General features: G+C 46.4%; 19 protein-coding genes. 11 read left to right on the top strand and 8 right to left on the bottom strand.

All coding sequences use genetic code 11. The annotated features are described in order from the left end of the window. Positions 1 to 188: 188 nt before the first annotated feature. The 3 genes from M2387_RS09690 to M2387_RS09680 form a co-directional block, all read right to left on the bottom strand. Positions 189 to 524 carry a hypothetical protein gene (locus M2387_RS09690; RefSeq protein ID WP_259048949.1) on the bottom strand — a complete coding sequence of 112 codons (336 nt, stop codon included), beginning with the start codon at positions 522 to 524 and terminating at the stop codon, positions 189 to 191. 139 nt (positions 525 to 663) lie between these two features. Then, the gene (locus M2387_RS09685; protein ID WP_259048948.1) at positions 664 to 852 is read right to left on the bottom strand and encodes a hypothetical protein; all 189 of its coding nucleotides are present in this window, start codon (positions 850 to 852) and stop codon (positions 664 to 666) included. A gap of 152 nt (positions 853 to 1,004) precedes the next feature. After that, positions 1,005 to 1,898: an AraC family transcriptional regulator gene (locus tag M2387_RS09680; RefSeq protein ID WP_259048947.1), complete on the bottom strand. Its 894-nt coding sequence runs from the start codon at positions 1,896 to 1,898 to the stop codon at positions 1,005 to 1,007. A gap of 135 nt (positions 1,899 to 2,033) precedes the next feature. Here M2387_RS09680 and M2387_RS09675 point away from each other — a divergent pair, with 135 nt between their 5' ends. From M2387_RS09675 to cysQ, 4 genes are all read left to right on the top strand, one after another. Beyond that, positions 2,034 to 3,365 carry a glycoside-pentoside-hexuronide (GPH):cation symporter gene (locus tag M2387_RS09675; RefSeq protein WP_259048946.1) on the top strand — a complete coding sequence of 444 codons (1,332 nt, stop codon included), beginning with the start codon at positions 2,034 to 2,036 and terminating at the stop codon, positions 3,363 to 3,365. Positions 3,366 to 3,448: 83 nt separating this feature from the next. After that, positions 3,449 to 5,128: a glycoside hydrolase family 43 protein gene (locus tag M2387_RS09670; protein WP_259048945.1), complete on the top strand. Its 1,680-nt coding sequence runs from the start codon at positions 3,449 to 3,451 to the stop codon at positions 5,126 to 5,128. Between the two features lie 477 nt (positions 5,129 to 5,605). Then, the gene (locus tag M2387_RS09665; protein ID WP_259048944.1) at positions 5,606 to 7,186 is read left to right on the top strand and encodes a carbohydrate porin; all 1,581 of its coding nucleotides are present in this window, start codon (positions 5,606 to 5,608) and stop codon (positions 7,184 to 7,186) included. A 214-nt stretch (positions 7,187 to 7,400) separates the two neighbouring features. Then, a complete protein-coding gene (gene cysQ / locus M2387_RS09660) occupies positions 7,401 to 8,147 on the top strand; it encodes a 3'(2'),5'-bisphosphate nucleotidase CysQ (protein WP_259048943.1) in 747 nt (248 codons plus the stop codon). Here cysQ and M2387_RS09655 read toward each other — a convergent pair. Next, on the bottom strand, positions 8,134 to 8,694 hold the full coding sequence (locus tag M2387_RS09655) for a YtfJ family protein (RefSeq protein WP_259048942.1): 561 nt from the start codon (positions 8,692 to 8,694) through the stop codon (positions 8,134 to 8,136). The two genes, cysQ and M2387_RS09655, sit on opposite strands and share 14 nt — an antisense overlap. Before the next feature lie 327 nt (positions 8,695 to 9,021). Between M2387_RS09655 and M2387_RS09650 the strand changes: the two genes are divergently transcribed. Then, positions 9,022 to 9,228: a DUF1107 domain-containing protein gene (locus M2387_RS09650; RefSeq protein ID WP_259048941.1), complete on the top strand. Its 207-nt coding sequence runs from the start codon at positions 9,022 to 9,024 to the stop codon at positions 9,226 to 9,228. A 52-nt stretch (positions 9,229 to 9,280) separates the two neighbouring features. On the opposite strand, the gene paeA is transcribed toward M2387_RS09650, so the two are convergent. Beyond that, positions 9,281 to 10,615 (bottom strand): polyamine export protein PaeA, encoded by a 1,335-nt coding sequence (gene paeA, locus M2387_RS09645; RefSeq protein WP_259048940.1) that lies wholly within the window; start codon positions 10,613 to 10,615, stop codon positions 9,281 to 9,283. A 235-nt stretch (positions 10,616 to 10,850) separates the two neighbouring features. Here paeA and M2387_RS09640 point away from each other — a divergent pair, with 235 nt between their 5' ends. Further along, a complete protein-coding gene (locus M2387_RS09640) occupies positions 10,851 to 11,267 on the top strand; it encodes a lysozyme inhibitor LprI family protein (RefSeq protein ID WP_259048939.1) in 417 nt (138 codons plus the stop codon). Positions 11,268 to 11,320: 53 nt separating this feature from the next. Here M2387_RS09640 and msrA read toward each other — a convergent pair whose 3' ends face one another. Beyond that, positions 11,321 to 11,959, bottom strand: a complete 639-nt coding sequence (gene msrA / locus M2387_RS09635) for a peptide-methionine (S)-S-oxide reductase MsrA (RefSeq protein ID WP_259048938.1) — start codon at positions 11,957 to 11,959, stop codon at positions 11,321 to 11,323. Between the two features lie 202 nt (positions 11,960 to 12,161). Between msrA and tamA the strand changes: the two genes are divergently transcribed. The 4 genes from tamA to M2387_RS09615 all read left to right on the top strand — a co-directional run bounded on the left by tamA (position 12,162) and on the right by M2387_RS09615 (position 19,940). Then, complete coding sequence (gene tamA / locus M2387_RS09630; RefSeq protein ID WP_409039694.1) at positions 12,162 to 13,898, top strand: autotransporter assembly complex protein TamA; 1,737 nt, start codon at positions 12,162 to 12,164, stop codon at positions 13,896 to 13,898. Beyond that, positions 13,895 to 17,659: an autotransporter assembly complex protein TamB gene (gene tamB, locus M2387_RS09625; protein ID WP_259048937.1), complete on the top strand. Its 3,765-nt coding sequence runs from the start codon at positions 13,895 to 13,897 to the stop codon at positions 17,657 to 17,659. The genes tamA and tamB overlap by 4 nt, the downstream gene beginning before the upstream one ends. 2 nt (positions 17,660 to 17,661) lie before the next feature. Further along, positions 17,662 to 18,006 (top strand): gamma-glutamylcyclotransferase family protein, encoded by a 345-nt coding sequence (locus M2387_RS09620; RefSeq protein WP_259048936.1) that lies wholly within the window; start codon positions 17,662 to 17,664, stop codon positions 18,004 to 18,006. Positions 18,007 to 18,389: 383 nt separating this feature from the next. Next, positions 18,390 to 19,940 carry a DUF1593 domain-containing protein gene (locus M2387_RS09615; RefSeq protein ID WP_259048935.1) on the top strand — a complete coding sequence of 517 codons (1,551 nt, stop codon included), beginning with the start codon at positions 18,390 to 18,392 and terminating at the stop codon, positions 19,938 to 19,940. Positions 19,941 to 20,051: 111 nt separating this feature from the next. Here the strand turns inward: M2387_RS09615 and ppa are convergent, their stop codons facing one another. After that, positions 20,052 to 20,582 carry an inorganic diphosphatase gene (gene ppa / locus M2387_RS09610; protein ID WP_259048934.1) on the bottom strand — a complete coding sequence of 177 codons (531 nt, stop codon included), beginning with the start codon at positions 20,580 to 20,582 and terminating at the stop codon, positions 20,052 to 20,054. A 258-nt stretch (positions 20,583 to 20,840) separates the two neighbouring features. Between ppa and M2387_RS09605 the strand changes: the two genes are divergently transcribed. Continuing rightward, entirely contained in the window at positions 20,841 to 22,400 is a 1,560-nt protein-coding gene (locus M2387_RS09605; RefSeq protein WP_259048933.1) for a methyl-accepting chemotaxis protein, read from the top strand. 48 nt (positions 22,401 to 22,448) lie between these two features. Here M2387_RS09605 and fbp read toward each other — a convergent pair whose 3' ends face one another. After that, complete coding sequence (fbp, locus tag M2387_RS09600) at positions 22,449 to 23,447, bottom strand: class 1 fructose-bisphosphatase (protein ID WP_259048932.1); 999 nt, start codon at positions 23,445 to 23,447, stop codon at positions 22,449 to 22,451. Between the last annotated feature and the right edge of the window lie 106 nt (positions 23,448 to 23,553).

Here is a 23,553-nt window from a genome sequence, read left to right as displayed (position 1 = left end):
ATTAGGGTGGGAACTAATTAATATAATTAAAAAATCACTGTTTCTATCCATTTAATAAAATAAATATCGACGTGGGATTTAAATGTTCAATGAATAATCTTATTAATTTTTATTAATGGATTTTGGATGCATCCAGATATCTTTGAGGTTTTATTGACGAACATTATTATTATTCATATTGATGAATATTAACTTGACGGTATGGCTATACTATCAAGGAAGTGATCATTAACAACACGAATTGTCACTGTTTGCCCTAAAATAAAGGCACCATAAATAGCGTTCATCTTGACTGTTTTGGCTTCCTCGACTTGAACGCACGCTTCACGACGTGTTGTAGAGTCTCTAAATACATAGTTTATTCTATGATAATCATCGGTGTGGATTAATCTTGTAAATACTCCTTCGTAAATACCATTGTTCATAAGAGCGGGGCAATGCAGATCGTTTGCGATGGCAGGGGAAGTAACAATACTCAAAGCATATATAGATAAAGTTAATGTTTTTTTTAAATATTTGGTCATATAATATTCCTCACTGTTTTTATAACTCAAGTCTATTTGATATCATCCCCGATGATAATTTCTTGAATTATATAGTCTATTTATTCCTACTGACCCTATGAGTTGATTGTTTACAGGAAACTTGAATTTTTTATATATGCTATTTAGCAATGTAACTTTTATTAAACTCAGTACGTAAAGCTTTATAGGTTGTTTCAAACATATCGCGGATGACCGTTTCAGGTGATTCTTTTGGGTTTGCTGCTAAGTATCCAGATAATAAATTCGTGGTTTGGCTAAATAATAATGTAATTTTTTCGTCAGCATACATTTTATCTTCAGTAGACATAATATCACCTCATGTATTAATTTTATTTGATGTTATGGATATAAATCAGAAAGCTAAGTATGCACTTATCTCTAAGTACATATCTATTCGCAGTGAAAAAAATATCATGCTCTTTTTTATTTTAATGTGATGTTGCTGGCAAATATTTCATTCTATGAAATACTATTACTGGGATGGACCATATCAGGTAGGATTTGCCCCTGCAGGGTATCATGGCGGAAGGTTAACGGGCTGTATCCCATTACCCGTTTAAACTTCATACAGAAGTAGGCGCTGTCGGTAAATCCTGCTGTCAGCGCAATATCAGAAATGCTCATATCAGAGGACAGCAAGAGTCTGATTGCATATCTTATTTTTCGTAATAAAAGATATTCTTTAAAGGTCATAGAGAAGTGTTTTTTAAAGGTTCGGGCGAAATATGACGTTGACCATCCGCAGAGAGAGGCGGCATCTACAGTAGCGACTTCATAATGGCTGGTATTTTCTAGATGGTATAAATACTTAATAAGCGTATCGATATTCGTATCGGGCTGATGTTTTATCTCAGTATCTTGATGATATTCACGAGAGAAAACAAATTCCAGTAATACTGAGAGTAATTTCATTCCTAGTGCAGAATATTTATTCTTCTGACACTCTTCAATACTCCATGCGAATGCGCTATTTATTCGCTCAGCAGTGGTATCGTCTAAATAACAAACTAAGGGTGAACTATGTTGCGATGATAAAATAACGTCACTATTCTGCTGAAGGAAATAGGGCTCAAACTGAAAAAGGTAACGATCGTGCTGCGATTCTGAGAATAATAACATATCGTGAATCATCAGTGCCGGAACAAAAATAAGAGTATTATTCTTTATTTCATACTCTTTATTATTAATAGTGAAAACCCCGCAGCTTTCTCTGAACCACATCACTTCATGCATAAAATGATAATGGGGTACCGCGTAACAACCGATGAAGTCGTTTATTTTATCCCGCCTGAAATTATATAGCTCAGTTACCGGTGTGCCGATAATTTCATAAATGGGACGCTCATCACTCATGTTGTTCACTCTAGTTATATTTTATATTTGAATTTATACATACCTGTTTAAAGCATATCAATACAATTAATTTCTCGGTACTCACATTATGTGATCTGAATCTCCTAATAATAATTGTAGACAGGTGGTAGTGATATGTCTGAAAGTGTTGTTTCCACACGTGAAAAAATAGGCTATGGCCTTGGGGATACTGCGTGTAATTTAGTCTGGCAAACGGTCATGTTATTTATGGCTTATTTTTATACCGATGTATTTGGTCTTTCCCCGGCACATATGGGGACAATGTTCCTTGCCGTGCGAGCTATTGATGCCGTACTCGATGTTTGTATTGGTGCCATTGCTGACCGTACCCGTACTTCGCGAGGCCAGTTCAGACCTTATATTATGTGGTTTGCGATTCCCTTTGGTGTGGTCTGTACGCTGACCTTCTATACGCCTGACTTCGGTTATACCGGAAAACTCGTGTATGCCTATGTTTCATATGCTCTTCTTTCCATCATCTATAGTGCTATTAATGTTCCCTATTGTGCGATGATCAATAACATCAGCAAGGATTCCCGTGAACGTGTCTCACTGCAATCATGGCGCTTTGCCTTCAGCGCACTCGGAGGACTGATCGTCTCAATCGCCGCACTCCCCCTGGTTAAATACATAGGAAAAGGCAATATTCAGGAAGGCTATTTCTATACCATGATGATTATTGGCTCCCTGAGCATCGTCTTTTTCTATATCTGTTTTTCCACGACGCATGAACGTTATATTTCCCCTCTTGATGAAAACAAAACCAGTATCTGGGCAGATTTAAAGACGCTGTGTAAGAACAAAGACTGGCTGATTATGTTTATCCTGAATATTGTTAACCTGGTAGCCGTGTTATTTAAGGGCGGGAGTATTATTTACTACTGTAACTATGTTCTGAAATCTCCGGAGTTAAGTAGCTGGTTTATGTCCGCAATTATCATTGCCAGTTTCTTTGGCGCCGTCTGTTCCAGTCAGCTATTCAAGGGTATTGATAAAGTAAAAGGCTTTAAATATGCCATGCTGCTTGAAGCCCTGCTCTTAGTTTTGATCTACTTTATTCCGCCGACAATGATCTGGCTTATTTTCGCCTTAGCAATCGCGATTAACTTTATTCAGGCGGCCGCTACGCCATTGCAGTGGAGCATGATTTCAGATGTGGTCGACTGCCTTGAAAAGGAAAGTGGCAAAAAACTAAGCGGCATCGTCTTCTCCACTAACTTATTCGCTATCAAGCTGGGTATCGCCATCGGCGGGGCACTTATTGGCTGGATACTGGCATGGAATGGCTATATCGGTGGCGTTACCGAGCAGTCCGAACAGGCAAGCCAGGCCATATCACTGCTGTTTACCGTTTATCCGGCAATTCTGGTCGCGCTGCTGGTACTGATAATGAAAAAGTACTCGCTGAATGACCTCAAAGTTAATGCTTTGGCCAAAGCATTATAGGCCATCGCTTTAGTCAGATTACTCAAAATGAAACGGGCTGGTGCTCTTCAGCCCCGCTATTGGACTATTCGTAACAGGAATCCATGATGATCCAGAATCCTATTTTTAAAGGTTTTAACCCCGATCCGTCCATTTGTCGCCGCAATGATGACTATTACGTTGCCGTCTCCTCGTTTGAATGGTTTCCTGGCATTCCTATTTATCATTCGAAAGACTTAACGCACTGGGAGCTGCGTACCCACGCACTCAATGACGATCGTGCCGTCAATCTCAGAGGTTTGCCCTCGGCCAAAGGAATTTGGGCACCTTGCCTGACCTGGTGCGAAGAAGATCAGCTGTTTTATGTTATCTATGGCGTTATGAACTCCATGCACGGACGTTATTTTGATGTTGATAACTACCTGATAACGGCTCCTGATATTACCGGCCCCTGGAGTGAGCCTGTTTATCTTCACTCTTCAGGCTATGACGCCTCTATTCTGCATGATACTGACGGCAAAAAGTGGATAGTCGCGGTGGACTGGGAAACCCGTGAAAACCATAGTGGGGGTATCTGTCTGGTGGAATATTCGGTTGAGCAGCGTGCAGTGGTGGGATATCCGAAACGGATCTGGTCCGGAGTGACGGGGCTTGGCGCTGAAGGACCTCATCTGACACGTAATGGCCGTTACTACTACCTGATGGGCGCGGAGGGAGGCACCGGATACGGCCACTGCGTGACGATGGCGCGTGCAGAAAATATTTGGGGCCCGTATGAAAATGACCCGAATAACCCGATTCTCACTTCTGTGGGTGCCGATGATTTTGACAAAAAACTCAGTGATTATGAACACCCTGACTTCTCTGTGCTGAACGTAAAAGACTATCTGAGAGTTGAGTGTTTTAACCCGGATCTGCTGCTACAAAAAGCCGGTCACGGTAGCTATGTGACAACGCCTGAGGGTGAAGTTTATATGGTACATCTCTGTGGTCGTCCGCTGCGACCGGAGCTGTGCTGCCCACTGGGGCGTGAATCTGCTATTCAGAGGATGCGCTGGACGGAGCAGGGCTGGCTGCGCATGGATGCCGAGGATAATCTGCCGAAAACCTATGTTGAGCCGCCCCGTCTCCCGGCTCATCCTTTTGAGATTGAACCTGAGGTGGACAACTTTGACTCCACCGTTCTACGCAATAGTTATTACGCCCCGCGTATTAGTCCGACCTCATTCACTGATTTAGCTGTCCGCCCCGGCTATGTGCGACTGCGTGGCCAGGAATCGCTGAGTTCTGTCAATCAGGTCAGCCTGTTAGCCAGAAAGCTGACCTCGGTGTATGCCACGTTGAAAACCAAACTGGACTTCACGCCTGAGGTCTTTCAGCACAGCGCCGGGTTAGTGCTCTACTACGATAATATGAATTATCTCTATCTGTGTAAGCATTACGATGAGGCGAAAGGAAGCGCTGCGCTGTCAGTTATCCATATGGATAATGGATTTAAGCGCGAGGATCACAGTGCCGATGTGTTGCTGGATCCGCGGGAAGTGTATCTGGCGCTGAATATTAGCGGGCGTTCGATTACTCTGAGCTGGTCATATCAGGACGTTGACTATAAGCCCGTGGGCAAATCCTATGAGACCTGGCGATTCTCTGATGAATATAGCGAGCATGGTGAGTTTACCGGATGCTTTATCGGTATAGCCTGCGTTGATAGCCTGTTGCACCGGCATTCAGCAGATTTCGATTTCCTGAGCTATCAGGCCGATGAAATGCGTGAGATAGACTGAAGTCTCATGAACGCGTGCTGACCTGATATTTGCAGTGAAGGGTTTTTCACAGAAATTAATCAGGTCACAATGAATTAAATGTAAGTTACATCACAGATTACTCATTGAGAATAAAAACTGATTGCAGTATCAGCCGCTAGTAAGACAGAATTAGTTCGTTATGAAATGGCTCGATGCTTATTTCGTTAATATGACCATAGGATTGCTACTGTTTTCCAGATTCTGGATAACAGGCAAAACCTGAACAGGCTCCCTTCGCATTGTTTAATGCCCGGGAATCGGTTCAGGTTTTTTTTTGCTTGAAATAAACCTATCCGTGAATGGGATAAAGGAACGAATAACAGAACCAAATAAATGTATTAGTTAATAACATCGTGCTGATGAAAATCATCAGTACCTAATATTTGCTCGTTATTAATATAACCGGCAAGGACTCAGTTCGCTTAAATATAATAATATTATCGGGGATAACTCATAATGAAAAAACATTCTCTGAAACTGATAGTAGTTTTAATGAGTGCCGCACTTTTCTCAAATCATGCTATTGCTGCTAAATTAACCCTTGAACAACGTCTGGAATTACTCGAACAAGAGCTACAGAAAACTAAAACAGAATTCAGCGAGTATAAGGCACAGCATCAGGTTTCAGTGGCAACCCAACCTGAAGTGGCACAAAATTCATCGACTGCAGCGAGCGCAGTTCCGGTGACTGCCAGCTCGACGATTAATGTTGCCAGTACTACTGCCGCGGGTAACAGTAACCAGGCTGTCAGTATTAAAGATCTCAGCCAGTATGTTAAAGACGAGATTGGTTTCACCTATTCGGGCTATTTGCGCAGCGGCTGGGCAACCAGCAACCGGGGTGCACCGCAGTCCTATGCTATCGGTTCAGTCGGTCGTTTTGGTAACGAACACAGTGGCTGGTTCGATCTGCTGTTAAAACAGCGAGTCTATAACCAGAACGGCAAATCGGCTGAAGCGATTGTCCAGTTAGACGGTAACGTGACCCAGCAGTACGGATCGGGCTGGTTTGGCGATAATCCCGGTAACGAAAATTTACTCCAGTTCTCTGATATTTATCTGAATACCAAAGGCTTCCTGCCGTTTGCACCGGAAGCTGACTTCTGGGTTGGTCGCCATGGTTTAGTGAAGTATGAAATTCAGATGCTTGACTGGAAAGCGGCGGTGTCCACCATCGGCGCCGGTGTGGGTATCGAAAATCTCGACGTGGGTCCTGGTAAGCTCGACCTGTCACTGACGCGTGAAGATATGGATGTTTACTCACGTGACTTGGCCAGTAAGACCCAAACGAATACCAACGTTATCGAGGCTCGCTATAAGGATCTTCCTCTGTGGGATACCGCCTCACTGACTCTGATGGGAAAATATTCGGCAGCTAATAAAACCGATACCCAAAAAGAGAACGAAAATAATAACAGTTTCTATAACCTGAAAGATGCCTGGCTGGGTACCGCTATCGTGCGTCAACAGCTGAGCAACAAAGGCTTTAATGATTTTGCTCTGCAAGCGGGTAATAACTCCTACGCCAGCAGTTTTTCTAACTACAACGGCGCCAGTTCTAACGTCAGCAACAATGGCTACTATTATGGTGACCATACCAATGGTACGGCATTCCGCCTGATATCCCAGGGGGAAATGTACTTTGGTGAGAAGATTATCATGGCTAATGCGCTGGTCTATTCACATGGCAGCGATGTCTACAGTTATGAGAGCGGCGCGCACAGTGATTTTAACAGTATACGTACCGTAGTACGACCAGCATGGATTTGGGATAGCTACAATCAGACCGGTGTTGAACTGGGCTGGTTCACGCAAACCAATAAACCTCAGGCAGGTGAGGATCTGAAAGAGTCTGGTTATAAAACCACGCTGTATCATGCGCTGAAAGTGGATACCAGTATCCTCAATTCACGTCCTGAGATCCGTTTCTACGGCACCTACTTGCATATACTGGATAACGAATTGTCCAAATTCAACTTCCAGGATCAGAAGAACGATCAGTTCTCTCTGGGCGTTCAGGCAGAAGTTTGGTGGTAATTTTTACTCTCTAAAACGATGCTAGTTATCAGGCAAGATATTTCCTCTCTATTGGGGAATATCTTGCTGTAAGTATCAAATTCCGCACCATTATTCATACTTCCTGATTCTGAAAGCAGCATCTCTGTGCTCACCGATAGCGTATCCTGGCGCGATGGGTTATAAATAAAAAATCGGATAAATACGCGATACCCGGACATTACAGAGGTGAACAATGCTAGATAAAATTTGCCAGTTGGCCCGAGAAGCAGGCATTGCTATTATGCAAGTCTATGATGGGAAATCCCCACTCGACGCCGTTAAAAAGTCAGATGACTCACCTGTGACTGCGGCAGATATTGCTGCTCATGGCATTATTGTCAAAGGACTACAGGAACTGACACCTGATATCCCCGTATTATCAGAAGAGGATCCCCAGGACTGGGAAACCCGAAAAAACTGGCAGCGCTACTGGCTGGTTGACCCCTTAGACGGGACGAAAGAGTTTCTCAAGCGTAATGGTGAGTTCACCGTGAATATTGCGCTTATTGATAAAGGTAAAGCGGTACTTGGCGTGGTGTATGCTCCGGTACTGAATGTCATGTATAGCGCGGCGGAAGGTAAAGCCTGGAAAGAAGAACAGGGACTTCGCAAAGCGATTCAGACCAAAGATGCTCGTCCTCCTTTAGTGGTGGTGAGCCGCTCGCATTCGGATAGCGATGCAGAACTGAAAGAGTATTTACAGCTGCTGGGTGAGCACCAGACAACTGCTGTCGGTTCTTCACTGAAGTTTTGTCTGGTTGCTGAGGGTCAGGCTCAGCTTTATCCGCGCTTCGGACCGACCAATATTTGGGATACCGCCGCCGGTCATGCCGTTGTTGTTGCCGCTGGTGGTCATGTTCATGACTGGGAAGGTCGCGTGCTTGACTACACTCCTCGCGAATCCTTCCTCAATCCTGGTTTTCGCGTTACGGCTTATTAAGTAAATCATGCAGCAGGCTCATCACCTGCTGTATCTCTTGCGGGCTCAACGCTCCGTCTTTAGCAAACTGAATACGCCCGTCTTTACCCAGAACGACAATGGCTGAACCTGCTGGTATTAGCTTCCAGGCTTTAGCGGCAACGCCTTGGTCATCAACAATAAACTGGGACCAGGGGAACTGCTTCTTACTGTCCTCAATACTATTTTTCACAAAAATACCGCTACCGATAATGGCATCATCCACATTAATGATGGTGGTGGTCTGGTATTGGTCATGGGGCAGGTTAGCGGCTTTTATCGCTTCAATTAACGGCGCATTTTGCTCTTTAGCGCTTGAGCGGCCAGCGATGTGCTGTAAAACCCGTACCTTTCCGGGTAACTGGGCCGTATTCCAGTTTTTATAGCTCAGCTCATTATTATCCAGAATTAACTCACCCTTATCCGCAATGCCAACAGGGAGTAAGCGTTGTTTTTCTTCAAAATTATGGGCTGAAGCGATAAGCGGAGCCAGTAATATCAGTATTAACATGGGGTTACGTAGGTACATATGTTACCTCTTATCGGAGTGAAAAGGTTCCCGAGTACTGAGTGTGACTATGTTAACAATATGTAGAAAGTTATCGCAGATAGCGAATTGGACTTACCAGTTTGTGGGCAACAGCACAGGTCGATGAGTGATTAGTCTCTATATTGAGGCTCGGCGATTTTTCGTGAAGATTTTTGACACTTTGTCATCATTAAGTAAAAAAACTTATACACACTCGATGCCGACTTGTTTCTGAACTATAGTTTTCGTGCATCAACTTTTTCGTCTCATCTCGTTGGACCAAGTGTGGTCTGCGGAGACGACAATATTGCAGGAGAGAAAGATAAAATGAAAATTTTCCAACGCTACAACCCCCTACAAGTGGCTAAGTACGTTAAGATCCTGTTTAGAGGACGGCTGTATATCAAGGATGTCGGTGCATTTGAGTTCGATAAGGGCAAGATCCTTATCCCAAGAATTAAAGACAAGCTGCATTTGTCAGTGATGTCTGAAGTTAACCGCCAGGTTACGTTAATGCAGGCTGAGGCTGTGTAGTGATATGAAAAACGGCCCGTAGTGGGCCGTTTTCGATTGCAGAGTAAGACGATTATTCAGTCGGGGAAGAGGCATCCGGCAGCTTAGGCATCGCTGAACCCGTCTTAGTATCAATTCGTGTAACCAGTAGCTGATCAATTCGGTAGTTATCAATATCAACTACTTCAAATTTATAACCCGCCAGTAGCACTGAATCAGTACGTTTCGGTATCTTACGCAGAATAAACATCATGAAACCGCCGATAGTTTCATAGTTACCTGACTGCGGAAACTCATCGATATCCAGAACACGCATCACATCTTCTATCGGTGTACCGCCTTCAATCAACCATGAATGTTCATCGCGAGCGACAATCTGCTCTTCCATTCCCTGACCGACCAGGTCACCCATTAGCGTCGTCATTACATCGTTTAAGGTAATGATCCCGACCACTAAAGCGTACTCATTCATGATGATGGCGAAATCTTCAGCCGCGCTTTTAAAGCTTTCCAGCGCCTCTGAGAGCGTTAGCGTATCTGGCACAATCAGAGCATTATGCAGAAGTACTCCACTATTGAGCGCCATACTTTGATTAGCCAGTACGCGATTCAGTAAATCTTTGGAGTCAACATAGCCCAGGACATGATCGATATCGCCGTTACAGACTAAAAATTTTGAATGGGGATGTTCAGCAATGGTTTCTTTCAGATGTTGCTCATCAGCATGCAAATCGAACCAGATCACATTTTCACGCGCGGTCATTGATGAGGGAACGGTACGGGATTCCAGCTCAAACACGTTTTCGATTAACTCGTGCTCCTGTTTACGCAGTACACCCGCCAGCGCGCCCGCTTCAACCACGGCATAGATATCATCTGAAGTGATATCTTCTTTTCGTACCATCGGCAGTTTGAAAAGACGAAAAATTGAATTAGCTAAGCCATTGAAAATCCAGACTAATGGCTTAAATACATATAAGCAAAAACGCATAGGATTGATGATGCGAAGCGCAATCGCTTCCGGGGATACCATTGCAATACGTTTTGGTGTCAGGTCGGCAAACAGAATAAACAGGCTGGTTACTAAGGTGAAAGATAAAATGAAGCTCAGCTGTTCAGACAGTTCGGGTGATAAAAAGCGTTCCAGTAACATTTGGATAGCGGGTGAAAAAGCAGCATCACCGATAATACCACCAAGAATAGCCACGGCATTCAGGCCAATCTGTACCACGGTAAAAAAGGTACCCGGTGTTTCCTGAATTTTGAGCACGTGTCTGGCATTGATATTGCCTTCATCGGCCAGGAGTTTAAGTTTTATTTTGCGAGATGCGGCAAGTGAAATCTCAGAGATTGAGAAAAAGGCACTGATGGCGATCAGAATAAGTATTATCAAAATACTGTTTAACATAATTTATCTGACTATTGGGGTCAGATCCTCTGGAAGATAATGGATAACTAATAAGTTAATATTTGTCTAACTACGTTTTACTGGCTCAAGGTGATAATTTTAACCATCCAGAGTATAGCCTAAAGAACAAATTCGTCGCTACCGTTCAGATATGATGTTTTTCTATCCATTTTGACCGAATCTGTTGAGGAGATTACTCTTCTTTCTATAACTCTTCTTTTATACGGGAAATCCTATGCAGCTGAAACCGGTCTTTTTTTTGCTCTTAGCCAGCTACACTTTGCCGGTGTTTGCAGAGTCCCCGGCAGATAAAATTGATGCCGCGCTTGAGCAATGTCAGAACAAGGCACAGACCACAATCGATTCCAGTGAGTGTTATGGCCAGGCGATGGCCGCCTGGGACAGCGAGCTGAATACGCAATATCAGGCATTACTGAAGGATAATCCTGAAAGCGTACGCAAGGCGCTACGCGCTTCACAGCGCCAATGGATTAAGTATAAAGATTCTTATAATGAAGCGACTAATGAATTCTATCGCCAGGAGCAGGGCACTATCTGGGGGATTATTGCTGCCGAAACCAGGATGAATGTCATCAAAGACAAGGCGTTAAGCCTGTATCGTTTACGGCAAAGCACTCAATTAGGTAACTAGCTTGAAGCAGTAATAGCCCGGTAGGGCTATTACTTTAAAAAGCGATGCTGAAATTAACGTTCAAGCGGCAAGCAAATACCGATACCGCCCAAGCCACAGTAGCCAGTCGGGTTCTTGTAGAGATATTGCTGATGGTCGTCTTCTGCATAGTAGAAGGTGCTGGCCGGGGTGATTTCAGTGGTTACCTGACGGACATCACCTGACTCTTTCATCGCGGCCTGGAAACGTTCTAAACTGGCGCGTGCAGTCGCATCCTGCTCGGGGGTCAAAGGATAGATAGCTGAGCGGTACTGGGTACCGATATCACCACCTTGACGCATTCCCTGGGCTGGGTCATGATTTTCCCAGAAAGCTTGAAGCAACTGTTCAAAGCTGACAACTTGCGGGTCATAAACCACTTTGACGACTTCGGCGTGACCGGTCTGGCCAGTACAGACTTCGTGATAGCTTGGATTGAGCGTATAGCCGCCGGAATAGCCTGCTGCTGTGCTATAAACACCGGGTATTTCCCAGTATAAACGCTCTACGCCCCAGAAACATCCCATAGCAAACAGGGCAGTTTCCATGTTATCTGGTACATTTGTCATAGAATGACCATTTACAGCATGGATCCCGGCAACAGGCATAGGATCATTCCGGCCTGGTAAGGCGCTGGCCTGTGATACGGCTTGCGTTTTGTCAAACAAAGGCATCTGTCTGTGTCTCCACTATAATGGAATGAGTCTATCAGGGTTGCCATAAAGGGCGTAATGGCTGACGATATATGTGAATGATAAGATTTTAAAGAGATATTAAGGCGAGTGAGCCATTTTCAACGTCTCTGCTGACGCGTGAGGACTCCGCGAAGTAGCGTGAATGTTTCCGTTCAGGAAAATAAGGAATTCAGGAGGAAACGTGCCAGCTATCCGTATCTTATGTATTACCAGTCTTTGCATGGCAAGTGCATGGGCTACTGCAGCAAATATCCGATTACAGGTTGAAGGGTTGAGCGGCGAATTACAGAAAAACGTACGTGCTCAGCTATCTACCATTCAAAGTGATGAAGTGACCCCCGATTTGCGCTTCCAGTCTCGCGTTGATGATTCTATCCGCGAGGGTTTGAAAGCCCTGGGCTATTTTGAACCGACCATCAAATTTACGCTTTATCCGCCGCCGGTGGGTAAAGGTCGTCAGGTTTTGCGTGCTGATGTCTCACCGGGTGAACCTGTGCTTATCGGTGGAACCGATGTGGTATTAAGTGGCGGTGCGCGAACTGACGAGAAATATCTCGCACTGCTTAAAACCCGGCCGAAAATAGGCACGATACTGAATCAGGGTGATTACGACAGCTTTAAGAGTGGGCTTTCAAGCCTGGCATTAAGTGAAGGCTATTTCGACAGCGAGTTTATTAAAAGTCAGCTTGGCGTGTCGCTGGCAAGACATCAGGCATTCTGGGATATCGACTTCAACAGCGGTGAGCGCTATCGCTTTGGAAAGGTCACCTTCCAGGGCTCGCAGATCCGTGATGATTACCTGCAAAGCCTGATCCCCTTTAAAGAGGGGGATGTCTATCAGTCAAGTGACCTGGCAGAATTGAACCGTCGTTTGTCGGCCACAGGCTGGTTTAACTCGGTCGTTGTGGTACCTGAATTTGATAAATCACGTGAAACCAAAGTATTACCACTTGATGGCGTCGTGACGCCGCGTACACAAAACTCAGTCGAACTGGGGGGCGGGTATGCCACTGACGTCGGGCCTCGTTTGCGAGCTTCGTGGAGAAAACCCTGGGTTAACGAATATGGCCAAAGCCTGACGGCCACGACTACGCTGTCGGCGCCCGAACAAACGCTTGATTTTAGCTATAAAATTCCACTGCTTAAAAACCCTATCGAACAGTATTACCTGGTACAAACAGGTTTTAAACGTACTGATTTAAACGATACCCGTTCAGATTCTACCACTACAGTTCTCTCACGTTACTGGGATTTATCGAGCGGCTGGCAGCGCAATATTAACCTGCGCTGGAGTCTGGATCACTTTACCCAGGCAGATGTCACTAATACCACTATGCTGCTCTACCCGGGCGTAAACCTCAGCCGTACACGTTCCCGTGGTGGCCTGATGCCGGTATGGGGTGACTCACAGCGTTATTCGATAGATGTTTCTAACACTACCTGGGGCTCTGATGTCGATTTCGGTATCTTCCAGGCTCAAAACGTCTGGATCCGTACGCTTGCGGAAAAAAATCGCTTTGTGGTTCGCGGCACCGTTGGCTGGATAGAAACCAATGATTTCTCTCGTGTTCCACCGGATTTGCGCTTTTTTGCCGGCGGGGATCGCAGTATCCGTGGTTATAAATACAAATCTATCTCACCACGTGACGATAACGGAAAGCTGATAGGCGCCTCAAGAATGGTGTCGGGTTCACTGGAATATCAGTACAACGTCACCGGGAAATGGTGGGGGGCGGTGTTTGTTGATAGCGGTGAAGCGGTTGATGACTTTACCCAGAGCGACTTCAAAACCGGTGCCGGGATTGGTGTCCGCTGGCAATCGCCGGTCGGGCCAATTAAGTTAGATTTTGCAGTGCCCGTCGCAGATAAAGATGAGAAGGGTTTACAGTTTTACATCGGTTTGGGGCCTGAACTATGAGTCGCTGGAAAAAGATAAGCCTCGCAGTATTGATTGTGGTGTTAGTTCTTGTTGGTTCGGTGGGCTTCCTGGTCGGAACCACATCGGGCCTGCATCTGTTATTTAATGCGGCTAACCGCTGGGTACCAGGTCTGAATATCGGCCATGTTGACGGGGGGTGGCGTAATCTGACGATTAAGGATTTACGCTATCAGCAACCAGGCGTCGATGTTAAAGCCGGGACTGTCCATCTGGAGGTTGACCTGGGATGCCTGTGGGACAGTAGCCTGTGTGTGAATGATTTATCCCTGGCAGATGCTGATATTGCTATCGACACCAGCAAAATGCCACCGGCTGCACCGGTTCCGGAGGACGATACCGCGCTTAACCTGTCTACCCCTTATCCCCTGAAACTCAGTCATGTCGGGCTGAAAAATATCAGTCTGAGTATCGACGGCACCTCTGTCGCACTCAGCGAGTTCTCTTCAGGCTTGCAGTGGCAAGACATTAATTTGACCTTACTGCCAACCACCCTGCAAGGCCTGCAAATAGCACTGCCAAAAACGCCGGTGGTGGAAACGGCTGAAGAGCTTGAGCCGCCAGCGGTTAGTGAAGAAGAGCCACTGAGTGAAACGCTGAATAAACTATTTGCCGAACCTTTTCTACCGCAGATGGCTGATGTTAACCTGCCGCTTAATCTCGATATTCAGCAGTTTACTGCCACAGATCTGCGTCTGAGGGGCGACACTGAACTTACCGTTCACTCTCTGTTGCTCAAGGCCAGCAGTATCAATGGTGATATCAAGCTTGATACCCTCAGGGTTGACTCGTCTCAGGGTAAAGTTGATGCCACAGGAACCGCCAGATTACAGAACAACTGGCCGGTTAATCTGAGTCTGAACAGCACGCTAAATATCGAACCTGTTATCGGTGAACAGGTCGCGCTCCAGGTCAGCGGTGCGCTGCGTGAAACACTGGATATTGACCTGGCGCTATCCGGGCCCGTCAATGTGAACCTGAAAGCGCAGACAGAGCTTGCCGAGGCAGGATTGCCGCTTAATCTTGCTGTCGACAGCAAGCAGTTGTACTGGCCACTAAGCGGAGATAAGGCCTACCAGGCTGATGATTTTAAATTCCGTTTTAGCGGCAAAATGACCGACTATAAACTGTCCTTGAAAAGCGCTCTCCAGGGTAAAGATCTCCCTGAAGCGACTCTGTTCCTTGATGGTCAGGGTAATACCGAACAATTTACTATTGATAAACTGCGTCTGGCTGCCTTGCAGGGTAATACCGAGTTAACGGGCATTGTTGACTGGTCGAAAGCCATTAGCTGGCGTGCTGACCTGACTCTGGCAGGTATTAATACCGCCAAGCAGTTTCCTGAATGGCCGGCAAAACTCGACGGAAAAATTAAAACTACCGGTAGCCTCTATGGCGGAAGCTGGCAGATAGATATTCCGGAACTGAAACTGGCAGGTAACGTTAAAGAGAATAAAGTTAACGTTCAAGGGCAGATTCGGGGCAACAACTATATGCAGTGGAATATCCCGGATTTGCGTTTAGAGCTGGGACGTAACAAGGCAGATATCAAGGGTGAATTTGGCCAGAAAGATCTCAATCTGGATGCTATCATCAATGCCCCTGGTCTCGATAATATCCTGCCAGGACTGGGCGGGGCGATTAAAGGCTCAGTTAAAGTTCGTGGTGAGGTAGATGCCCCGCAAGTACTGGCTGATATTAATGCCAGTAACCTGCGTTTTCAGGATTTCTCGGTTGCGCGTATTTTAGTGAAGGGTGATGTCGTTTCTCACGATGTTATTCGCGGTGATATGGATCTGCGAATGGAGCGGATTACGGTTCCTGACCTCAATGTTGCCCTGGTGACGGTGGGTATTAAAGGGGAAGAGAAGAACCATAGGTTACAGCTCCGTATTCAGAGTGAACCGGTATCCGGACAGCTAACATTGTCAGGTAACTTCGACAGAAAACTGGAAACCTGGACCGGGCAACTCAGCGATACCCGTTTTGATACACCTGTCGGACCATGGCGTCTAAACCGGGCTATGTCGCTTGCGTTCAGTAATGAGAAACAGCAAGTGGAGATAGGCCCTCATTGCTGGATTAACCCGGACGCTGAACTTTGTGTGCCACAACCGATAGAAGCCGGGGCTAAAGGTCATGCGGCGGTTAATCTCAACCGTTTTAACTTGAACATGATCAAACCTTACTTGCCGGCAGAAACTCAGGCGGCAGGCATCTTCTCTGGTAAGGCGAATGTGAGCTGGGACAGCGAAGCCGGTGGCTTACCTCAGGGTAAAGTGACGCTGAATGGCCAGGGCGTAAAAGTAACCCAGGACGTCAATGGACAGTCTCTGCCATTGGCTTTTGAGCAATTAAATCTGAATGCTGAGATTAAAGATAATCTTGCCCAGGCAGGCTGGTTTATCAAGCTAGTCAATAATGGCCAGCTTGATGGTGAAGTGAAGGTAAGTGACCCTCAGGGGAAACGTAACCTCGGCGGAAATGTGAACATCCGCAATCTCTCACTGGATATGGTTAACGCAATCTTTACCCGTGGCGAGAAAGTTCAGGGCCTGCTGAATACTAACCTGCGTCTGGGCGGTAACCTCCAGCGTCCGCAAGTCTACGGCCAGTTACAGCTGAATAATCTGGATATTGCGGGTAACTTTATGCCAGTTGAAATGCAACCTAGCCAGATGGCGGTTGAATTCAATGGCATGAACTCTGTGCTACAAGGTACGCTGCGTACCCGTCAGGGGCAGATAGTCCTTAACGGTGATGCTGACTGGACTGTCATCGATAACTGGCGCGCACGTATTGCTGCCAAGGGTGACAAACTCCGTATCACTGTTCCGCCAATGGCGCGTCTTGATGTTTCACCGGATGTTGAGTTTATAGCAACGCCAAGCGCTTTTACCCTCAATGGCTATGTCGATATCCCTTGGGCGCGAATTACGGTTCATGACCTGCCGGAAAGCGCAGTCGGTGTCTCCAGTGATGTGGTGATGCTGAATGAGAATTTGCAGCCGATAGAGACTCGTACAGCCTCGATACCTATTAACAGCAATTTAAAAATTCGTATTGGGAATAATATCTGGCTGAATGCGTTCGGACTCAGGGCGCGCTTAACCGGTGATCTTGCTGTCACTCAGGACAAACAGGGGCTGGGTCTCAATGGGCAGATTTCAATTCCTCAGGGCCGTTTCCGTGCTTATGGTCAGGATTTGATAGTCCGTAAAGGTGAATTATTATTCTCCGGCCCACCGGAGCAACCCTATGTTAATATCGAAGCTATCCGTAACCCACAATCGACTGAAAACAATGTTATAGCGGGTGTCAGAGTGTTAGGACTGGCTCCGGAACCTTCGGTGCAACTGTTTTCAGTTCCGGGAATGTCACAGCAAGAAATTCTGTCATATTTACTGCGCGGACAGAGTTTAAGTAACTCCGGGGGTGACGGCGATGTGATGACCTCAATGTTAGTGGGCCTGGGGGTTGCACAAAGTGGTCAGATTGTGGGTAAAATCGGAGAGACGTTCGGTGTCAGTAATCTGACGCTGGATACCGCAGGAGTCGGAGATTCTTCTCAGGTGGTTGTCAGCGGCTATGTACTACCGGGTCTACAAGTGAAGTATGGCGTAGGTATTTTTGATTCTTTAGCGACGTTAACCCTGCGCTATCGCTTAATGCCTAGGCTATATCTGGAAGCGGTGTCTGGTATTGATCAGGCGCTAGATCTGCTCTATCAGTTTGAGTTTTAGCAATGCGAATATTTGTTTACGGTAGTTTACGACGCAAGCAAGGCAATAGTCATTGGATGACCAATGCTCAGTTGATGGGCGAACATACGGAAAAAAACTTCGTGTTATATAGCCTTGGGCACTACCCGGGCGCCGTACCTGGCGAAGGGGGGGTCATTGGTGAAGTCTACCGAATTGATGCATCAACATTGTCGGAGCTAGATGCGCTTCGTACCCAGGGAGGGGAATATAAGCGCCATCTCATTCAAACTCCTTACGGGAGTGCATGGATGTACGTCTATCAGCGTCCGGTGGACGGGCTGACAAGAATTGAGAGCGGAAACTGGCTGGATAAAGACAAGTATTGATGTTGTTATGCCGGGAATAGTCCCAGCGGCTGCGTGATAAATAAAAACGCCGCCATCTGGCATAATGCTTGTCAGTCAAGCTCTTACAGGAGGCCGCAACGGTTAACGTTGCGGCCTCTTTTTTGCCCGTACCATTGGAAAGTGGTCGTGCAAACTGTCCGGGAAAGTAAGAGTAATCCGCCAGGCCTGGAGCGATGTCACATTTACAGGCCATCACTCTTGTAAATAAAATTATCCGTGTTGTACATTGGTTTTAGTGGATTGCTACTGCTTTCGCAGGCAAAACCTGGTTTCTGAAATTTGAACTTTGTTCTTTTTTCAGAGCCAGGTTTTTTTGTTTTTGGGGAAAGTACTCTATAAAAAGAACTATTGAGGTCAACATTGTGAATTTACATCGCAGTAGATTAGTACAAAGTATCTGTCTGGCTTTAACGGGTGTTCTGGCAATATCCGCACCCTTAGCCGTCGCTGCCGCTAGTGCTGATACCGCAGCCAGCCAGATGGCAACTAAAGTTCTGCCCTATCAGGCTAAACCACGCGTATTCGTCCTGACCGACATTGGAAATGAGCCTGACGATCAGATGTCGCTGACCCGTTTTCTGCTGTACGCCAATGAGATGGATATTGAAGGACTGGTGGCTACCACCTCGACCTGGCAGAGAGAAAAGATTAATCCGGATATGATTAACCTGGTGCTGGGTCACTACGGTGAGGTGCAGCCGAACTTACTGAAACACTCAGCAGATTTCCCAACAAAAGCCCAGCTGGCCACCGTCGTTGCTCCGGGAATCGCCGGGTATGGACTGGCGGCGACTGGCAAGGGTAAACAGACTGCTGGCTCCGACTTGCTCGTCACTGCGATAGAAAAAAGCACCGATCCTAATCGCCCCTTGTATATCAACCTGTGGGGTGGGGCCAATACACTCGCCCAGGCACTAAAAGATTTAAGCGCCAAACATCCGGCTGGTGCCGTGAAAGCTTTGAGTAAAAACCTGGTTGTCTATGCTATTTCCGATCAGGATGATGCCGGTTTTTGGGTACGTGAAAATTATCCTGAAATCACCTGGATCGGCGATCCTTCCAGTCAGAATGGCGAAGACTATGCCCGCGCGACCTGGACGGGTATCAGCGGCGATCGCTTCTATCGTAATGCGCCAGGCGCTGATTTCACGACGGTATCCCAGAGCTGGCTGGATAAAAATATCCGTAGTAAAGGGCCCTTGGGTAAAGGCTATCTGCAATATCTGTTTATCATGGAAGGCGATACGCCTTCGTTCCTCGGACTGATTCGTAACGGCCTTAACAGTGAGCGTAACCCGGGCTGGGGCGGCTGGGGCGGACGCTATATTGTGCGTCAGCCACAACATGAAACACGACCATTTTGGAGCAACGGCGGCGATTTTTATCCCGGAAACCTGAACGCCGCTGACACTGTAAAGGGTATCGATGGTCAACAGTACACCTCTAATCAAGCAACCGTCTGGCGCTGGCGCGATGCTTTCCAGCATGACTTCGCGGCAAGAATGGACTGGAGTATTAAGGATTATGCCTCGGCCAACCATAATCCAGAGGTAGTGGTGAACGGCGATAAGGGGCAGGAAGCGATTTTCCTTACCGCGAAAGTCGGTGAAACACTCACCCTTGATACCGAAGGCAGTAAAGATCCTGATGGGGATAAGCTCAGTTACCGCTGGTTCCTCTACCCGGAGGCAGGAGCGACTCAGGCGCAGCCCGTTCCGTTTAACGAAGTGCAGGGACGTCTTGGTGAAGATTTCCTGCAGGCGCCGCCAATGCTTGAAATTGTCGAAAACACGCAGTCTAAAGCTGAAGTTAAAGCACTTCGCGCAGGAACCATGCACCTGATTCTTGCTGTGACCGACAATGGTCAGCCTTCATTAACCTCTTACCGGCGGATTATCATTAACGTCAAATAATGTTCATGGGGGGGAGGAAAGCATAAAAAAATCCGTAATCTCTGAGAGATTACGGATCCTTATAAAACAACCGGGAAGTTCAACCGATCGTTTTTATCTTAACGGGCAAGACTATTTTTTAGCCGCGCGCTCGAAAGAAGCGATAATTTCAGCTTTAGCAGCTTCAGCATTATCCCAGCCGTCAACTTTAACCCATTTGCCTTTTTCGAGATCTTTGTAATGTTCGAAGAAGTGAGTGATCTGGGCTTTCAGCAGTTCTGGCAGATCGTTCACATCTTTAATGTGTTCGTACTCTTTGCTCAGTTTGCTATGAGGAACGGCAACCAGCTTAGCATCTTCACCTGACTCATCGGTCATTTTCAGAACGCCAACTGGACGGCAACGGATAACGGAGCCAGGCTCTAACGGGTATGGAGTCGGGACTAAAACGTCAACCGGATCACCGTCCAGAGACAGAGTATGGTTGATATAGCCATAGTTGCATGGATAGAACATAGCACTGGACATAAAACGGTCAACAAACAGCGCACCGCTATCTTTGTCCACTTCGTATTTAATTGGATCAGCGTTAGCAGGGATTTCAATTACGACGTAGATATCTTCCGGCAGGTCTTTTCCAGCAGGAACGTTGAGTAAACTCATGTCTGTTTCCTTTAATCAGGTCTATTTCAAGTGTCGGCTATTATAGCCAACTGGACTTAAATGTCTTTTGCTCTTTTTATCCTGGTGATGGTGTGAACCACGTAGCCAGTGCCCTCTGGCTTTATAAGTCTATTTAAATTAATTATTTATTAACAATAAGTTAAATTTATTAAAACTAAATTTGTCTAAATATTCTTCGTCAGATGCCGATAAACAATCCACTTCTTTTTTCAGACGATATGAAACCAGGGCTTGAGCATGTTGAAGAGTTTGTCTATTCGTACCGGATTGCTGTCGCTATTAGCCGTAATGGCATTTCTGTTACTGGTTGTGAGTAGCTTAGGCCTGTATGCCTTGCAACACAGTACTTCCTCGCTGGAAAGAATGAATCATCTGCAAAGTGGACAGATAGCACGCCTGAATGAAGGGTATATTTCTTTACTACGCGCGCGTAATGAGGCCGGGCAGGCTGTTCGACAGATGGAAATTGGCTTACTGGATGATGCCCAGACTACCGTAAGAAACATTGAGATGGGCGTTATGCGAGCCCGTCAGGAGATAACTGAGGCAATTCTTAGCGGCGCAGAAGGGGATGATGAGACAGGTAAGCAGTTACTGACCAGTCTGATTAGCGACTACAATACCTTTATGGCAGAGGGTATTGAGCCGATGATCGTTGTGCTGGCAAATAATAATGTTGACGGCTATTACGACCTGCTGGAAAGTCATCTGACGCCTCTGGGAAAACGACTGGATGATTCAGTACAAACTTTCCAGAGCTGGGGAGATGAGCGTGGTAGTAATGATGTCGCAGAGATCCAACTGCAAAAAAATATTGTGTTCGGACTGATTGTTCTGGTTGCCGCTATTGCTGCCGCGGTCATTGTTATGGGCTGGCTGGCATTACGCCATTTACTGCTAAAACCGCTTAATAATTCGATTGCCCAACTGGAGTTTGTCGCACAGGGCGATCTGACTCAGGCTTTACCTCCGGCCGGGAAAAATGAGTTCGGTCGCCTGACCGGGGCGATTACCACGATGCGTAATTCTCTGGTGGAGTCTATTAGCCAGGTACGGGATGCCACCTCACAGATTGATATTGGTAGCCGGGAACTGGCGACAGGCAATCAGCACCTGTCGAGCCGCACTGAGTCAACGGCAGCATCGCTGGAACAGACCGCTGCAAGCATGGAGCAAATCACCGCTACGGTACGACAGAATGCGAGCAATGCCGAACAGGCCCATCAAATGGCGGGGACGGTATCATCGACGGCCGATAAAGGCAGCGAAATCGTCTGCTATGTGATTGAAAAAATGCGTGATATCTCCAGTAGTTCTGACAATATCGCAGATATTCTCGGCGTGATTGATAGCATTGCCTTCCAGACCAATATTCTGGCATTAAATGCTTCCGTTGAAGCAGCTCGTGCTGGTGAACAAGGCCGCGGGTTTGCCGTAGTAGCGAGCGAAGTCCGTACCCTTGCCAGCCGTAGTGCCGATGCTGCGAAAGAAATTCGTGCCTTGATTGCCAGTTCCCGCGTTCACGTTACCGAAGGCCATAAACTGGCTAATCAGGCGGGTGAGACAATGGATGAAATTGCTGAGGACATCATGCGGATGACAAAAATCATGCGGGAAATTTCCCAGGCATCTAATGAACAAAGCAGCGGAATTGAGCAAATCAGTATTGCTGTCAGTCAGATGGATGAGGCGGCCCAGCAGAATGCGGCGTTGGTTGAAGAGTCTGCGGCGGCGACGCGTTCACTTGAAGATCAGTCCCAGCACTTAGTCAGGGCGATAGCCTCCTTCCGCTGTTAGTCCCCGTCACTAAAAGGATAGCCCGTTCAGGGCTATCCTCACTAAGCTTTACGCGTCAGGATATTCGCGGATAAAGCGTTCTACATCTTCGACCATTTTCGCAGTACCCACGAAGAATGAACGACGCTGATGCAGCTCGGTCGGGATAATATCCATAATACGTTCTTTACCGTCGCTCGCCTTACCACCCGCTTGCTCAGCCAGGAATGCCATTGGGTTACCTTCATACAGTAAACGCAACTTACCATCAGGATGGCTTGCGGTACTTGGGTAAAGATAGATCCCGCCTTTCAGTAAGTTACGATGGAAATCTGCAACCAGAGAACCAATATAACGTGAAGTATAAGGACGAGAGGTCGCCGCATCTTCTTCCTGACAGTATTTAATGTACTTCTTCACACCGTTCGGGAATTTAATGTAGTTACCTTCGTTGATAGAGTAAGTATTCCCCTCTGCCGGGAAACGCATACGTTCCTGGCAGACACAGAACACACCTAAAGAAGGATCGTAGGTAAAGGCATGCACGCCACAACCGGTGGTATAAACCAGCATGGTTGAAGAGCCGTAGACCACATAACCCGCAGCAACTTGTTTATTACCCGGTTGCAGGAAGTCTTCTTCAGTTACCGGCTGACCAACAGGTGTGATACGGCGGTAAATAGAGAAAATAGTCCCAACAGAAACGTTAACGTCGATATTTGAAGAACCATCCAGCGGGTCCATCAGAACAACGTATTTTGCGTTCTCACAACCGTCAAAGGCGACAAAATCGTCTTCTTCTTCGGATGCGATACCCGCCACAATCCCACGAGCCTTCAATGCTGCTTTTAGTTTTTCATTCGCAAACAGATCAAGTTTTTGCTGAACTTCACCCTGAATATTTTCAGCCCCGCTGGCTCCCAAAATATCAACCAGACCGGCTTTGTTGATATCACGATGGATTATCTTGGCGCCCAGCTTTATTGCCGACAGTAAAGCAGTGAGTTCACCTGTTGCATGAGGAAACTCGTGTTGCTTCTCGACAATAAATTCACCTAACGTTTTCATGTCTTTTTTCCTGGATAGGGATGTTGGTTTCAAAAACTAAAACAATACTAACAAAAATTCAAAACATTGTGCCTAGGTGAATCGCGCCAGCAAAATAACTTATCTC

The sequence above is a fragment of the Klebsiella sp. BIGb0407 genome (genome assembly GCF_024807845.1).
In the GTDB taxonomy this organism is placed as follows: domain Bacteria; phylum Pseudomonadota; class Gammaproteobacteria; order Enterobacterales; family Enterobacteriaceae; genus JGM124.
The sequence above is the reverse complement of the archived record's forward strand: the minus strand, read 5'-3'. Positions and strand labels throughout refer to the sequence as shown.